Source organism: Nitratireductor aquibiodomus NL21 = JCM 21793 (assembly GCF_000615975.1).
GTDB lineage: Bacteria > Pseudomonadota > Alphaproteobacteria > Rhizobiales > Rhizobiaceae > Nitratireductor > Nitratireductor aquibiodomus.
Genome location: NZ_BAMP01000009.1, coordinates 1 through 15,449 on the forward strand (window position 1 = coordinate 1; position 15,449 = coordinate 15,449).

At 62.6% G+C, this 15,449-nt stretch carries 9 protein-coding genes and 2 pseudogenes; 3 read left to right on the forward strand and 8 right to left on the reverse strand.

What is annotated here, in order from left to right; translation table 11 throughout:
- The 3 genes from JCM21793_RS24060 to JCM21793_RS04195 all read left to right on the forward strand — a co-directional run.
- A partial coding sequence (locus tag JCM21793_RS24060; RefSeq protein WP_036539588.1) for a helix-turn-helix domain-containing protein occupies positions 1–148 on the forward strand: 148 nt, incomplete at its 5' end.
- A gap of 147 nt (positions 149–295) precedes the next feature.
- Positions 296–1,813 (forward strand): aldehyde dehydrogenase, encoded by a 1,518-nt coding sequence (adh, locus tag JCM21793_RS04190; protein WP_025029554.1) that lies wholly within the window; start codon positions 296–298, stop codon positions 1,811–1,813.
- Between the two features lie 156 nt (positions 1,814–1,969).
- On the forward strand, positions 1,970–2,314 hold the full coding sequence (locus JCM21793_RS04195) for a DUF779 domain-containing protein (protein ID WP_025029555.1): 345 nt from the start codon (positions 1,970–1,972) through the stop codon (positions 2,312–2,314).
- A gap of 3 nt (positions 2,315–2,317) precedes the next feature.
- Here the strand turns inward: JCM21793_RS04195 and metH are convergent.
- The 8 genes and pseudogenes from metH to JCM21793_RS04235 form a co-directional block, all read right to left on the reverse strand.
- A pseudogene (metH, locus tag JCM21793_RS24065) lies at positions 2,318–6,099 on the reverse strand (methionine synthase).
- A gap of 134 nt (positions 6,100–6,233) precedes the next feature.
- Positions 6,234–9,278: an aminotransferase class III-fold pyridoxal phosphate-dependent enzyme gene (locus JCM21793_RS04205; protein WP_025029556.1), complete on the reverse strand. Its 3,045-nt coding sequence runs from the start codon at positions 9,276–9,278 to the stop codon at positions 6,234–6,236.
- Positions 9,279–9,362: 84 nt separating this feature from the next.
- Positions 9,363–9,997: pseudogene (locus tag JCM21793_RS24070) on the reverse strand (cysteine hydrolase family protein).
- Positions 9,998–9,999: 2 nt separating this feature from the next.
- Positions 10,000–10,782: an N-formylglutamate amidohydrolase gene (locus JCM21793_RS04215; RefSeq protein ID WP_025029557.1), complete on the reverse strand. Its 783-nt coding sequence runs from the start codon at positions 10,780–10,782 to the stop codon at positions 10,000–10,002.
- On the reverse strand, positions 10,779–11,672 hold the full coding sequence (locus JCM21793_RS04220; RefSeq protein WP_007006903.1) for a branched-chain amino acid ABC transporter permease: 894 nt from the start codon (positions 11,670–11,672) through the stop codon (positions 10,779–10,781). Before JCM21793_RS04220 ends, JCM21793_RS04215 begins: the two co-directional genes overlap by 4 nt.
- The gene (locus JCM21793_RS04225) at positions 11,672–12,388 is read right to left on the reverse strand and encodes an ABC transporter ATP-binding protein (protein ID WP_025029558.1); all 717 of its coding nucleotides are present in this window, start codon (positions 12,386–12,388) and stop codon (positions 11,672–11,674) included. The genes JCM21793_RS04220 and JCM21793_RS04225 overlap by 1 nt, the downstream gene beginning before the upstream one ends.
- Before the next feature lie 10 nt (positions 12,389–12,398).
- Positions 12,399–13,577, reverse strand: a complete 1,179-nt coding sequence (locus tag JCM21793_RS04230) for an ABC transporter substrate-binding protein (RefSeq protein WP_244439656.1) — start codon at positions 13,575–13,577, stop codon at positions 12,399–12,401.
- A 7-nt stretch (positions 13,578–13,584) separates the two neighbouring features.
- Positions 13,585–15,366: a branched-chain amino acid ABC transporter ATP-binding protein/permease gene (locus JCM21793_RS04235; RefSeq protein ID WP_025029560.1), complete on the reverse strand. Its 1,782-nt coding sequence runs from the start codon at positions 15,364–15,366 to the stop codon at positions 13,585–13,587.
- Positions 15,367–15,449 lie beyond the last annotated feature (83 nt).

Consider the following 15,449-nt stretch of genomic DNA (forward strand, 5'->3'; position numbering starts at 1 on the left):
CGGCCTTGCAGGGGCCGAGCGCAGCGCCCTCCAGCGCGCGCTTGTCAGCGCCGGCGGCAATGTTTCCGAGGCCGCGCGCCAGCTGGGCATTTCCCGTGCCACGATGCATCGCAAGATGGCCAGGCTCGGCATCGGCCGCACCCATTAGCGCTCTCCGGAACGTTTCGATGCGTCACCTGTCGCAGATCTGAGACAGGTGACGCACGCCCCCGCGCCTCCCCCTCTGACGCACCGGGAAACCCGGGCCTACCCTTCCCTTCATGCCGCATGACGCGGTTTGAATTCGGAGGATTTCATGAACAAGGTTGAATTCGCACGCAGCGCGAAAGCGCCCTTCGCCACGCGTTATGACAATTTCATCGGCGGCGCATGGGTCGCGCCGAAATCCGGGCGCTATTTCGAAAACAACTCGCCGGTCACCGGCCAGCCGCTGGGCGAAATCGCGCGCTCCGACGCAGCCGACGTGGAGCTGGCGCTCGACGCCGCCCACAAGGCCAAGGACGCATGGGGCCGCACCAGCCCGGCCGAACGCGCCCTGATGCTCCACCGCATCGCCGACCGGATGGAAGAAAACCTCGAACTTCTGGCGCGCGCGGAAACCTGGGACAACGGCAAGCCGATCCGCGAGACGACCGCCGCCGACCTGCCGCTGGCCATCGACCATTTCCGTTACTTTGCCGGCGTTCTTCGCGGGCAGGAAGGCTCCATCTCGCAGATCGACGACGACACCGTCGCCTATCATTTCCACGAGCCGCTCGGCGTGGTCGGCCAGATCATCCCGTGGAACTTCCCGCTGCTCATGGCCTGCTGGAAGCTCGCGCCAGCGCTGGCCGCCGGCAATTGCGTGGTGCTTAAACCCGCCGAACAAACCCCCGCCACCATCATGCTGTGGGCGGACCTGATCGGCGACATCCTGCCTGAAGGCGTTTTGAACATCGTCAACGGTTTCGGCCTTGAAGCCGGCAAGCCGCTCGCTTCCTCCAACCGGATCGCCAAGATCGCCTTCACCGGCGAGACCACCACCGGCCGGCTCATCATGCAGTATGCCAGCCAGAACCTGATCCCGGTCACGCTGGAGCTGGGCGGCAAGTCGCCCAACATCTTCTTCAAGGATGTCACCGCCGAGGACGACGATTTCTTCGACAAGGCCATCGAGGGCTTCGTCATGTTCGCGCTCAATCAGGGCGAGGTCTGCACCTGCCCGAGCCGCGCCCTCATTCACGAGGCGATCTATGACGAATTCATGGAGCGCGCGCTCAAGCGCGTGGAACAGATCGTGCAGGGAGACCCGCTCGACCCGGCCACCATGATCGGCGCGCAGGCCTCTTCCGAGCAGCTTGAGAAAATCCTGAGCTATATCGATATCGGCAGGCAGGAAGGCGCGGAAGTGCTGACCGGCGGCGCGCAGGCGCATCTGCCGGGCGATCTGGCCGGCGGCTATTACGTCAAGCCGACAGTCTTCAAGGGCCACAACAAGATGCGCGTTTTCCAGGAAGAAATTTTCGGCCCCGTCGTGTCGGTCACGACCTTCAAGGACGATGCCGAGGCCATGGAAATCGCCAATGACACGCTCTACGGCCTTGGCGCCGGCATCTGGAGCCGCGATGCCAACCGGCTCTACCGGTTCGGCCGGGGCATTCAGGCAGGCCGCGTGTGGACCAATTGCTACCACGCCTATCCGGCCCATGCGGCCTTCGGCGGCTACAAGCAGTCCGGCATCGGCCGCGAGACGCACAAGATGATGCTCGATCACTACCAGCAGACCAAGAACATGCTGGTGAGCTACAGCCCCAAAAAGCTGGGCTTCTTCTGAGTTCAGGCGATACGGCGATCTGACCGACCTTCTACCGGTCAGACGTTACGAGATGCTTCTTCCCGTTCCGGGAAGAAGCTGCCCCGGCAGGCGGGAGGCTTTAGCCGCCAGCTTTCGGCCCCCGCCTGCCATCCTCCGAAAGGGTTGCGCATGTCCATAAACGACAAGGTTTCAGCAACACCCGAAGCACGTGAGCTTCTTGCCGAGATCATCGCCGATCACGGCCCCGTCCTCTTTCATCAGTCGGGCGGCTGCTGCGACGGCTCTTCGCCCATGTGCTACCCGCGCGGTGATTTCATCGTCGGCGATCAGGATGTGCTTCTGGGCCACATCGGCGAGACGCCGGTTTTCATCAGCGCATCGCAGTTCGAGGCGTGGAAGCACACCGACCTGATCATCGACGTGGTGCCGGGGCGCGGCGGCATGTTCTCGCTCGACAACGGGCGGGAAAAGCGCTTCCTCACCCGCTCACGCGTCTGCGCCGCGCCCGTCCGCGAATAGGCGCTATTCGGCGGCCTGCGTGTAGGAGGCCGGCAGATAGTTGAGAACCGGCCCTAGCCAGCGCTCCACCTCCGCCACATCCATGCCCTTGCGCGCCGCGTAATCTTCCACCTGGTCGCGCTCGACCTTGGCAACACCGAAATAATAGCTTTCTGGATGCGAAAGGTAGAGACCCGACACCGAGGAGCCCGGCCACATGGCCATGCTTTCGGTCAGTTCAACGCCCGCATTCTTCTCCGCATCCAGAAGCCTGAACAGCGTCACCTTCTCGGTGTGGTCGGGCTGTGCCGGATAGCCAGGAGCCGGGCGGATGCCGAGATACGGTTCCGCAATCAGCTCTTCAGGGGTGAAGTTTTCGTCGCCGGCATAGCCCCACAACTCCTTGCGGACCTTCTCATGCATGCGCTCGGCAAAGGCTTCCGCAAACCGGTCGGCCAGCGCCTTCACGAGGATCGAATTGTAGTCGTCGTTTGCCCGCTCGAAACGCTCGGCAATTGCCACTTCCTCGATGCCTGCCGTCACGACGAACCCGCCGATCCAGTCCGGCTTGCCGCTGTCCGCCGGCGCAACGAAGTCCGAAAGCGCGACATTCGGCTTGTCGCCGCGCTTGGTGAGCTGCTGGCGCAGAGTGAAGAAGGATGCAAGTTCCTCCTTGCGCGTCTCATCGGTGAAAAGGCGCACATCGTCGCCCACCGCATTGGCCGGCCAGAACCCGACCACGGCGCGCGGCACAAACCATTTTTCGTCGATGATCTTTTTCAGCATCGACTGCGCGTCGGCAAAGAGTTGCCGCGCCGCCTCGCCCTGCTTCTCGTCTTCAAGAATTTTCGGGTAACGCCCCTTCAGTTCCCAGGTCTGGAAGAACGGCGTCCAGTCGATGTAGCGCGCCAGTTCCTCGAGATCCCAACTCTCGAACACTTTCGTGCCGGTGAAAGCGGGCTGCGGCGGCGTGTAGTCCGCCCAGTCGATCCTGTGGGGATTGGCGCGCGCCCTGACGATCGGCAGACGCTGCTTCTCACGCTCGGAGCGCTCATGCGCCTCCGTCACCTTGCGATATTCCTCGCGCACATTGGCGACGTAACCGTCACGCGCTTCCGGCGAAAGCAGGTTCGAGACCACGCCCACCGCACGGCTCGCATCGTTCACGTGAACCGCCTGCCCGCGATCGTAGCTCGGGTGGATCTTCACCGCCGTGTGCACACGGCTGGTCGTCGCGCCGCCAATCAGAAGCGGAATGTCGAACCCTTCGCGCTCCATCTCGGTCGCTACATGCACCATCTCGTCCAGCGAGGGGGTAATGAGACCGGAAAGCCCGATAATGTCGACCTTCTCTTCACGCGCGGTCTCGAGGATCTTCGCCGCCGGCACCATCACGCCGAGATCGACGATCTCGTAATTGTTGCAGGCGAGAACCACGCCGACAATGTTCTTGCCGATGTCGTGCACATCGCCCTTCACCGTGGCCATCAGGATCTTGCCGGCGCTCTGACGTTCGCCGCCGCCATTGGCCTTCTTCTCCTCCTCCATATAGGGGAGCAGAACGGCCACGGCCTGCTTCATCACGCGGGCGGATTTCACCACCTGCGGCAGGAACATCTTGCCCGCGCCGAACAGGTCGCCGACCACATTCATGCCGGCCATCAGCGGCCCTTCGATCACGTGCAGCGGGCGCTCGGCCTTCAGCCGTGCTTCCTCGGTGTCCGCGTCGATGTATTCCGTTATGCCGTTGACCAGCGCATGCTCCAGCCGCTTCTCGACCGGCAGCTCACGCCAGGAGAGATCTTTCTCCTTCGCCTCGCGCCCGCCGGTGCCGCGAAAACGCTCGGCAATCTCCAGCATGCGCTCCGTTGCCGTCCCGCCGGCCTTCGGCGTGCGGTTCAGCACCACGTCCTCGCAGGCCTCGCGCAGCTCGGCATCGATGGCGTCATAGACGGCCAACTGACCGGCATTGACGATGCCCATGTCCATGCCCGCCTGAATGGCGTGATAGAGGAACACCGCGTGCATTGCCTCGCGCACGGCTCATTGCCGCGGAACGAGAAGGAGAGGTTCGACACGCCGCCCGAGATATGGACATGCGGCAGGGTGCGAATGATCTCGCGCGTCGCCTCGATGAAGTCGACGCCGTAATTGTCGTGCTCCTCGATACCGGTCGCGATAGCGAACACATTCGGATCGAAGATGATGTCTTCGGGAGCGACACCGGCCTTCTCGGTCAGGAGCTTGTAGGCGCGGGTGCAGATTTCCACCTTGCGCGCCTCAGTGTCGGCCTGACCGGTTTCGTCAAAGGCCATCACGACCATTGCCGCGCCATACATGCGGCACAGATTGGCCTGATGCAGGAACGCTTCCTCGCCTTCCTTGAGCGAGATGGAGTTCACCACAGCCTTGCCCTGCACGCATTTCAGGCCGGCCTCGATCACCTCCCATTTGGAGGAGTCGATCATCACCGGCACCCGCGCGATGTCGGGTTCCGCCGCCACCAGGTTGAGGAACTCGATCATCGCCTTCTTTGAGTCGATCAGGCCCTCATCCATGTTGATGTCGATGATCTGCGCGCCGCCTTCCACCTGGTTGCGCGCGACATCCAGAGCGGTCGCGTAATCACCCGCGGTGATGAGCTTGCGGAACTTCGCCGAGCCCGTGACATTGGTGCGCTCGCCCACATTGACGAAGGGAATATCGTCGGTCAGCGTGAAGGGCTCCAGGCCCGAAAGACGCATCTGCGGCGCACGCTCGGGAATCTTGCGCGGCGGATGCTTCGCCACCGCGTCGCGGATCGCGGCAATGTGCTCCGGCGTCGAGCCGCAGCAGCCGCCGACCACGTTGATAAGCCCCTCGCGCGCGAATTCCTGGACCTGTGCGGCCATGGTCTCCGGGCTTTCGTCATACTGGCCGAAGGCGTTCGGAAGACCGGCATTCGGATAGGCGCAGATCAGCGTGTCGGCCACGCCCGAAAGCTCCGCCAGATGCGGGCGCATGGCCGCAGCACCCAGCGCGCAGTTCAGACCGATCGTGACCGGCTTGGCGTGCCGCACCGAATGCCAGAAGGCCGTCGGCGTCTGGCCGGAAAGCGTGCGTCCGGAAAGGTCGGTGATCGTGCCGGAGATCATTACCGGCAGGCGGATGCCCCGCTCTGCGAAGATTTCCTCGCATGCGAAGATCGCCGCCTTGGCGTTCAGCGTGTCGAAAATCGTCTCGATGAGAACCATATCCGCGCCGCCATCGAGCAGCCCGCGCAGCTGTTCGCCATAGGCAATGCGCAGATCGTCGAAGGTCACGGCACGGTAGCCGGGATTGTTCACGTCCGGCGAGATGGAAGCGGTGCGGTTGGTCGGCCCGAGTGCGCCTGCCACGAAGCGGCGCACGCCATCCTTTTCTTCGGCACGCTTGGCCGCACGGCGGGCAAGCCGCGCGCCATCGCGGTTAAGCTCATAGACCATCTTCTCCATGCCGTAATCGGCCTGCGCGATGGTCGTGGAAGAGAAGGTGTTCGTCTCGAGAATGTCCGCGCCCGCCATCGCATAGCGGAAATGCTCTTCCTCGATAGCCTTGGGCTGCGTCAGGTTGAGCAGGTCGTTGTTGCCCTGCTGATGGCAGGCGCAGCCGATGAACCGGTCACCGCGAAAATGGTCCTCGTCGAAGCCGAGCCCCTGGATCTGCGTGCCCATCGCGCCGTCGAGGATGAGAATACGCTCGCGCGCAGCCTTGTGCAGCGCGGCGAAGATTTCAGATCCATCCGGCTTTTCGCCGACGGGGCCAAACAGTTCATCGATAGACGACATACGCGACGCTTTTCATCCTTGAATTAAGTTGGGCCTGCATCACATAAAGATATCTTTATGTCAATATGCACGCCCCGACCATATCATGGATCAGCGTCGCGTTCACGCAGCGTTTCGTCCGGCCCCTGAAGGCCTCAGCCGGCCCGCGCCACTGCCTCGAAACTCTCTTCCAGAACGCCCAGCAGATGGTCCGCATTGGCTTTGGAGAAGATCATCGAAGGGCGCATCTTCAGCACATTGTCATAGGGGCCTTCGGTGCCCATCAGCACCCCGCGCGCCCGCGCCTCATTGCAGATCGCGCGCGCCGTCGCCGTGGCCGGAACCTTGGTCTCGCGGTCCTCCACCAGCTCGATGCCAAGGAACAGCCCCATGCCACGCACATCGCCGATCAGCGGATAGCGATGCTGAAGCTCAATGAAGCCTGCCTTGAGATAGGCGCCGATTTCCGCCGCATTCTCCCGCAGGCCGTCGCGCTCGATCGTGTCGATCACCGCAAGCCCCACCGCACAGGAGACGGGGTTGCCGCCGAACGTGTTGAAATACTCCATGCCGTTGTGAAAGCTTTCGGCGATCTCGCGCCGCACCACCAGCGCGCCCATGGGGTGACCATTGCCGATGGGCTTGCCCACCGTGGCGATGTCGGGCACCACGCCCTGCGTCTCGAATGCCCACCAATGGCTGCCGATGCGTCCGAAGCCCACCTGCACCTCATCTGCGATACAGAGGCCGCCTGCTGCCCGCACCATGCGGTAGACCTCGTCCAGATAGCCTTCCGGCATGAACACCTGCCCGGCAACGCTCGGGATGGACTCGGCGATGAAGAAGCCCGGGGCCTCGCCCTTCGCCGCCATCGTGTCGATCTGCTCGGCAACGCTTGCGGCAAACCGCTGCGCCATCTCTTCCTGCGGCCAGTCGGCCGGCGCACGATAGGCATCCGGCAGTTCGGCCACATGCACATGCGGCTTCGGCCCCTGCCCGCCCTTGCGGCGGAACTTGTAGGGGCTGAGATCCACCAGTTCCTGCGTCGTGCCGTGATAGGACCAGTCGAGAACGATGGCGTTCTCCCGGCCCGTATGCGCCCGCATCATGCGCAGTGCCAGGCTGTTTGCCTCCGAACCCGAGTTCACGAAGGCCGCGATGGAGAGTTCCTTCGGCATGGTCGCCGTCAACCGCTCCGCATAGGCGACGATGTTGTCGTGCAGGTAGCGCGTGTTGGTGTTGAGCGTCGCCGCCTGTGTGGCGAATGCCTCCACCACCGCCGGATGGCAGTGGCCCAGATGGCAGACATTGTTGAAGCAATCGAGATAGGCGCGGCCACGGTCGTCGATGAGCCACACGCCCTCGCCCTTCACAAACTTGATCGGTTCCTCGTAGGAAATCGACAGGTTCGGCAGCAGCAGCGACTGGCGCTTCTCCACGATCTCGGCCTTGGAAAGCCGGCCCGCATCCACCGCCACGAGCCCGGCAAAATCGCTCGCATCGGGGAAGAGCTCGCCCCACGTTTCCAGATAGCGCGTCTCGCCAACGCCCAGAATGTCGTCAGCGCTCATCGTCGTGTCGCAGGAAATCTGCAGGTGCAGATGCGGCATCCAGCCGCCATTTTCCTTCGACCCGCCCATATGGGCCAGAAACGCACCGGCCTCGATCCGGTCGCCCACCTTCAGCCGGTCCACCACCTCATGGGCAAGGTGTCCCCATAGCGACAGGAAGGCAGGGCCATCTTCCGGCGCATGCTCCAGCACCATCACCGCACCATAGCCAAGCCGCGCCGGCTCTATGCTCACCTCGCGCACGGTTGCCTCAAGCGGCACATAAAGGGCGGTGCCAGCCGGCAGGAAGAGGTCGAGCCCCAGATGCCGCGTGCGGCGGGTGCCGGCGATCAGACAGGATTCGAAAATCTCACTTGTGTATACACCGCGCTCCTCGCCCCACGGGCCGATACCCAGTATGCGTCTTGCGTCGCCCACCGCTTCTTCCCAGAGCCCCTGCGCCTCGTCAGGTCGCTCTTCGGCGGAGGCGATGGCGATCGCATCGCTCCGGTCGCCAAGCGGCACATGGGCTGTCGGATAGCTCGCAGCCGGTCGCGAAAGCACCGGCGCGAAACGGCGGCGGTTTTTCGCAAGCCAGCCTTTCACCGCGCGCGCTCCCGGCATGGCCTCAAAGCCGCAAGCGTTTCGCAGGATGGCCGTCGCAAAGCGCGGGTCCATGGCACCAAGCCGACGCAGAAGATCCCAGGCAGGCTTCTCGCTGACAGCAAGATAGGGATTGTCGGCCACCTCCGATTGACGACTGGCCGAGATCGTCACCGAGGTGACAAGTCGCATGGCGACGAGATCGAACAACAGGTCGATTTCTTCTTCCAGCAGCGGATATTGCGCATGGAACCCCGCCGCCAGCGCACCGATGGCCCCCAGCGGGTCGTCGCAGTCGAGCGCGCCGTAAGCGCCGGCAATAGCCACTTCGCAGATCAGCGCGCTGTAAAGCGCATCGCCGAAATCGATCAGGCCGCAGATCTTCGTGTGATCCGCCGGATCGACCAGCACGTTCCAGTCATTGGCGTCATTGTGGATCACCCCGCCGCGCAGGCGCGAAAGCCGTGGCAGCACATTCGTCTCGAAGCGCGTGATGAAACGCTCAGCAAGCGCGCGATCGTCCGCATCGCGGATATGGTCAAGCCGCGCGCGGCTGTTGCCGGCAAGGCGCAGATCCCAGTCGAGCGCCCGCACCGCACCGGGGTGCATGAAGCCGGAAAGCGCGTTGTTGAACCGGCCGAGCAGTTCGCCGAGGCTTTCCATGGCCGCCTCGCTGCGGGGCACTTCGGCAAGCGGTGTGCCCTCGATCCAGCTGACAAGCCGCAGCCGGTGCGCCGCACCGTTCGCCCCTTCAACAGAACCCAGCGCCTCGCCCTTGAGCGTTGGCAGAAGCTGCGGCACCGGCAGGTCAGGCGCAGCGGACTGGATATGCTGCAGGAGCGCCGTCTGGAAATCGCTCTCCTCGACCGGCTCCGCCGCATTGACGATCTTGAAAATGAACGCGCCTTCCGGCGTCTTGACCCGGAAATTCTGGTCCCGTTCGCTCGCCAGAGCCGAAAGCGTGCCCTCGATGCCATAGACATCTTTGAGAAGGCCTGCCGCCTCTTCCTCAGAAAAGTGCGGAACCGTGTCAAGAATTGCGGTCATGCTGAACCCTCCCGCGTGCCGTTTCCGGCCGTGTCATCCATGCAGCGATCTAGACCACTTTCAGGGTCGTTGGGAACTCCTGATCTAGGAGAGCTCCGCAATCAACTCTTCCGTCGTCACCTGTCGGCAATAGCCCTTGATGGTGCGCAGTGAGTTGTCGTGGCGTTCCTGGCTGTAGGTCAGGCAGGCATCGGTCACCTGTGTCACCAGATAGCCAGATCGCAGGCATCGCGAATAGCGCTCTCCACGCACTGATCGGTGATCAAACCGCAAATGATGAGCTGCTTCACACCCAGATTGCGCAGAATGTAGTCGATATGGGTCGACACAAAGACGGAGGAGGAAGACTTCGGCAGCACGATCTCGTCTTCGCCCGGCGCGATCTCGTCGATCACCTTTCCGTCCCAGGAGCCCTTGGGCACATTGAAGCCCGTGATCTTGTAGTCGAGGCTGCGGTCGCGCCCGTCGAGCGTCAGGCTTTCGATTGTGGTGTACATCACCTCCACGCCGGCCTTGCGGCAGGCCGCCTGCAGCTTCTGCATGCGCGGGATCACCTCACCTTCAAGCCGGTCGAAATACCAGCCATATTTCTCGTTCAGCGTCTTCTCGTCGAGATCGACAAACTCTGCGCCCTTCTTCTTGGCGCTGAAATTCTGCACATCCACATAGAGGATTGCCGCCTGTGCCGGCTCGATGGGAACGTTGCGCGTGAGTTCCATGTTTATAACTCCGTTGCGAAGCGATGCACGACGGCGGCCATGAGCTTTGCCCATTCTGCCTGTCCCCCGGCATCTGCAATGAGGTCGTTGCGAATTTCAATGAGGCTGTGCGGCAGGCCGCTTTCTTCGCCGTGGCGTGGCACGAACCAGTCCGACTCATCATCGATCTGGTAGGGCTCGTTCATGCCTATGGTCAGGTTCGGCGCATTCTCCAGCACGAGTTGCCTCAGCCGCTCGGAGGTCGCTGTGTCCTTGCGATAAAGGAAACTGATTTCCCATGGCCGCTTTACGCCATCGCGAAGCTGCGGGTTGAAACTGTGGATCGACAGGATCGCCCGGCACTGCGGCTGGCTGCGCAACTCTTTCACGGCAGCGTTGAAAGGGTCGAAAATCTCCCGCCTACGCATCGCGCGCCCTTCTTGCGTCACGCCCCGGTTTCCCGGCACCGGCACGCCATCGCTCACCTCCGGCATCGCATCGGGAGCTTCGGGCGGGCGGTTGCAGTCGATCACCAGTCGGCTGTAGCTCTGCATCACTGCGGTTGCGCCGATCCTGTCAGCGAGAAGCCGGGTAACTCCGGCAGCACCGATATCCCAGCCGATATGCGCATTGAGCGCATCCGCACTCAGCCCCAGGTCACCAAGCGCCTGCGGCACCGTCTTCCCTGCATGCTCGCAAACAAGCAGAACTGGGAAGGTGCTGTCCCCGTTGATGATCGTGACCGGATCCGGGTCGAGCGGCGACAGAAGCCGACCGCTTTCCCCGACAGATGTGTGAAGGCTCATACTTTCTCCGCCTTGAGGGCTGGCGACGGGATAAGGCCGTTCGGGCGGAAGATCAGCACAAGAACGACCAGGCAAAGGGCGATGGGATCGCGGAATTCCTGCATGCCGGACGGCAGGTAGGCGGCCAGATAGATTTCGATAAAACCCAGCAGGAAGCCGCCGGCCACGGCGCCACGCAGCGAGCCGAGCCCGCCAAGAATGGCCGCGATGAAGGCTTTCAGAACGGGCGTGAAGCCCATCAGCGGATCGACCGAGGCACGCTGGCTCACCCAGAGAACCGCGGCAACGCCGGCCAGAAAACCCGACAGCGCGAACGCACCGGCAATCACCGTGTTGGCGCGGATGCCCATAAGGCGCGCGACGGAGAAGTCTTCCGCCGCCGCCCGCATGGCAATGCCGATGCGGTGGTGCTTCATGAAGCGGTCGAGGAAGATCAGCATCACGATGGTGGTGACGATGGCGGCAATCTTGTTGACGCCGATCACAAGCCCGCCGAAACGCACGCTTTCAGACAGGATTTCCGGCACCAGAACAGCCTGCGAGCGGGCGGAAATGAAGTTCTGAAACAGAACCTGCAAGATCATCGAGACCGCGAAACTCGTCACCAGCATGGTCGCGCCGGACGCGTTTCTGACCGGCCGGAAGGCAATGCGTTCCATGACGATTGCGGCCAGCACCGCAGCCGCAATGGCCAGAAGAATGGAAAACGCGAAAGGTACACCCGCCAGCCCGCAGGCCATCAGGATATAGCCGGCGATGGTCATCAGTTCGCCATGCGCAAAATTGATTAGCCCCATGGTGGAGAAGACCATGGCAAGGCCCAGCGCCAGCAGCGCATAGGTGCCGCCCAGTGCAAACGCATTGACGGTTTGCTGTAGAAACAGATCCATTAATCGGCCCCCAGATAGGCAGCTTGCAGCGTGTCGGAATTGCGCAGTTCGGCGGCCGTGCCGGAGGCAGCGATGCGGCCGCTGGCCATCACGTATCCACGATCCGCGACCTCGAGCGCCATCGAGACGTTCTGCTCGACAACCACCATGGTCACCCCCTGCTTACGCAACACGGTGATCAGCTCGAAAACCTGCTCGACGATCTTCGGCGCGAGCCCCAGCGACGGTTCGTCAAGCAGTAAAAGACGCGGATTGCTCATCAACGCACGGCCAACGGCCAGCATCTGCTGCTGGCCGCCCGAAAGCGTTCCAGCAAACTGTTCACGACGCTCACGCAGGATCGGAAAAAGGTCGAAGACCCGTTCCCAGGCCGTCTTGATCTCGGCCTTGTCCCGCATGGAGTAAGCGCCCATGAGCAGGTTTTCCTGCACGCTGAGCGTGCCGAAGACGCGCCGCCCCTCGGGCGACAGCGTCATGCCAAGGGAGGCGAAACGCTCCGGCGCGCTGCCGGTCACGTCCTGCCCCTTGAAGGTAATCTTGCCTGCGCTGGCCGGTGCCAGACCGACCAGCGCATTGAGCGTCGAGGACTTGCCCGCGCCATTGGCGCCCAGAAGCGCGATGATTTCGCCTTCACGCACCTCCAGATCGATACCGCGCACCGCATTGACGGCACCGTATTGAACCTGAAGCGACTGGACTGTCAGTAGCGCAGACACGTATCCTACCTCACTGAACGCGGGGTTCGGGGATGAGCGAAGCGTCCGGTGTCGGTTGTCCGATCAATTCACGCCCGCCATCCTTCACGCGGATCAGGCTCACCTCGCGCAGCGGCATGCCGTCGGTGCCCTTGTAGGTGATGGTGCTCGTCGCACCCTGCACGTTCTCCAGATTGGCGATGGCATCGCGCAGCGTCTGCGCATCGGTGGAGCCGTCCGCCGCGATCACCGCCGCTTCGATGACCTTGATGAGGTCGTAGCCAACCGCATTGAACACGGTTTCCGGTGCCTTGCCGTTCACCTCTTCAAACTTCTTGTTGAAGGCTTCGAGCGGGCTGCCCTCGGTCGGGTGACCTGCCGTGGTGAAGACAAGTCCTTCGGCCACAGCACCCAGCGAGAAGGTGGTCGGGCTGTCGATGCCGTCGGAACCGATGATCTGGCTTTCCACACCGGCTGCGCGCAGCGCCTTCAACATGGAGGGGAAATCCGGCTCATAGGTCGACGTCATGATCACGTCAGGCTGGGGATCGAGCGCCGCGATGCGCGTGGCAATGGCGGAGAAATCCTGCTGACCGATCGTGTGCGTGTCCTCGCCAAGCATCTTGCCGCCAAGCTTCTCGAACACTTCGGCGAAGTAGAGCGGCATGGTCGTGTACTGCGTGTCGGGCGAATAGATGATGTAGGCGCTGCGGTGGCCCTCGTCATAGGCCCATTTGGCCGAAACAGTGGCCTGCACATTGTCGCCGGGGAAGTTGGCGAACATGTAGTCGCCGCCGATCTGCGGCAGGGTCGGTGAGGAGGCGCAGGTGGAAATGGCCGGGATCTGCGCCTCGGTGATGACGCCAATCGCCGCCAGTGACGGGTCCGCATCGCAGGGCAGCACGATCACGGAAACGCCTTCATCCACCAGTTCCTGGGTGGCGATGGAGGTCTGCGCCGCGTCGGAACGCACATCCTTTTCCAGAAGCTCGATCTTGATCTTGCCGTCGATGCCGCCGGCCTCGTTGATCTCGTCCACGGCGATGTGGATGCCGTCGATCACGGGCGTGTCGAAGGGCGCGAGCGCGCCGGTCTGCGCGGTTGCGACGCCAACGCGCAGCGTTTCGGCCGCAGCCGGAAACGCCATCGCACTGGCGAGAAGCGTGGATATGAGCAGCTTGTTCATGTCGGTTCCCTCTTTCTTGTTCATTCGTTTGTCAGGCGGCCTTGCCCGGCCCGAGATACGCCTCGATGACCGCCGGGTTCTCCCGGATGGCGGCCGGGGCGCCATCCGCAATGAGCTTTCCTTCGTTGAGCACGACGATGCGGTCGCACAGTTCGTTGATCAGTTTCAGATCGTGGTCGACGAGCACGACGCCCAGTCCCAGATCGGCAGAAAGCACCTTCAGCCGTTCGATCAGATCGTCGGTCTCCTCGCGGTTCATGCCGGCAGCCGGTTCATCGAGCAGAAGCAGCGTCGGTTCGCAGGCGAGTGCGCGCGCAATCTCCACCCGGCGCTGCTCACCATAGGACAGCGTGCCCGCATCCTCGCCGGCGCGTTCCTCGATGCCGAGGCGGGCGAGTGCTGCACCGGCCCGCTCCTCCGCATTCTTTCCGCCATGGGTGGAAAGGGCCGCCGCCAGAACGTTCTGATAGACGGTCAGCGTCGGGAAAAGACGGATGTTCTGGAAGGTGCGGGCAATGCCGGAATCGGCAATCTTCTCCGATGCCACGCCGGTGAGAGACTTCGAGCCCAGCACCACATCGCCTTCGGTCGGCTTCAGCACGCCGGAGATGATGTTCAAAAGCGTCGTCTTGCCAGAGCCGTTGGGGCCGATAAGGCCCAGGATCTCGCCCGGATTGACGGAGATGCTCACATCGTCCACCGCGCGCAGACCACCAAACTGCATCGACACATGCTCGACCTTCAGCCGGTCGTCGCTCGTGCGCTTGCCAAGCGCCTCGGCCTTGCCACGCTTCGGCCTGAACGGGAAGACGCGCTCTTCCCATTCCTTCAATCCCATCACACCTTCCGACATGCGGAACATGGCAAACAGGATGAGCAGGCCAATGCCGATCTGCGTCGTGCCAAACACCGCCGGCAATTCGAAACCGCCAATGGAAAGACCGCTTTCAAAGCGGCGCAGGATTTCGGTGATGACCGTGATCAGGATCGTGCCGGAGATGGCGCCCGTCACCGTCGTCATGCCGCCGACGATCAGCATTGCCAGCAGCAGGAACGTGTCGTGGAAATAGAATTTCTTGGGGCTGAACGCGCCCAGAAAATGCGCGATCAGCGCGCCTGAAAGCGCCATGATCGCAGCGCTCAGGACCCATGAGACGAGGCGTTCGCGCTGAACATTGATGCCCACGGCCTTTGCAGCGATGGCGTTCTCACGGCCCGCCCTCAAACGCAGGCCGGAAAGCGAATCGCGATACCAGCGCGCCGCGATCAGCGCGATCACGCAGGCCACCGCAGCGATGATCAGCGTCGTGTCGCGCGGAACGCCGAAAAAGGACTGCGCGCCGCGCGTCACATCGCGCCAGCCGATGATCACGCCATGCACGATCACCAGAAGCCCGAGCGTGGCAATCGACGCCGCCGACCCTTCCAGCCTGCCGATGGCAATGCCGATCAGAAGCGCAATCACCGCCGTCACCAGAACAGCAACGATGATGGCCGGGATGAGCGAGAGCTCGGTGGCCGCAAGCCAGTCAGGCAGCCCGCGCAGCGTCGCCATCTTCAGCCCCGCCGGCAGCGTCAGAAGGCCTGAAACATAAGCGCCAATGCCCATGAAGGCCACATGACCGAAGCTCAGGATACCGCTGTTGCCGCTATAGACACCAATGCCCGTCACCGCGATCAGCGAAATGAAGAAAACCGTCAGCACGCGCTCGGCGGCAGCGCCGAAGAGACCGGCAACGACAACCCCCGCCACCGCCAGAACGATAATGGCGAGAGCGGCGGCAATGAAATGCTGGCGCGATGACGTGAACATGAATTCCCCTTTTGCTCCCCTCTTCTAGCTTTGATATTATTTTTTCATAGTCAACCATAAATTTTCATATTGACTTATGATTT

Coding starts and splice junctions, on each gene's coding strand:
- adh (WP_025029554.1), top strand. CDS start 296: ATGAACAAGGTTGAATTCGCACGCAGCGCGAAAGCGCCCTTCGCCACG.
- JCM21793_RS04205 (WP_025029556.1), bottom strand. CDS start 9,278: ATGACCGCAATTCTTGACACGGTTCCGCACTTTTCTGAGGAAGAGGCG.
- JCM21793_RS04215 (WP_025029557.1), bottom strand. CDS start 10,782: ATGAGCCTTCACACATCTGTCGGGGAAAGCGGTCGGCTTCTGTCGCCG.
- JCM21793_RS04220 (WP_007006903.1), bottom strand. CDS start 11,672: ATGGATCTGTTTCTACAGCAAACCGTCAATGCGTTTGCACTGGGCGGC.
- JCM21793_RS04230 (WP_244439656.1), bottom strand. CDS start 13,577: ATGAACAAGAAAGAGGGAACCGACATGAACAAGCTGCTCATATCCACG.
- JCM21793_RS04235 (WP_025029560.1), bottom strand. CDS start 15,366: ATGTTCACGTCATCGCGCCAGCATTTCATTGCCGCCGCTCTCGCCATT.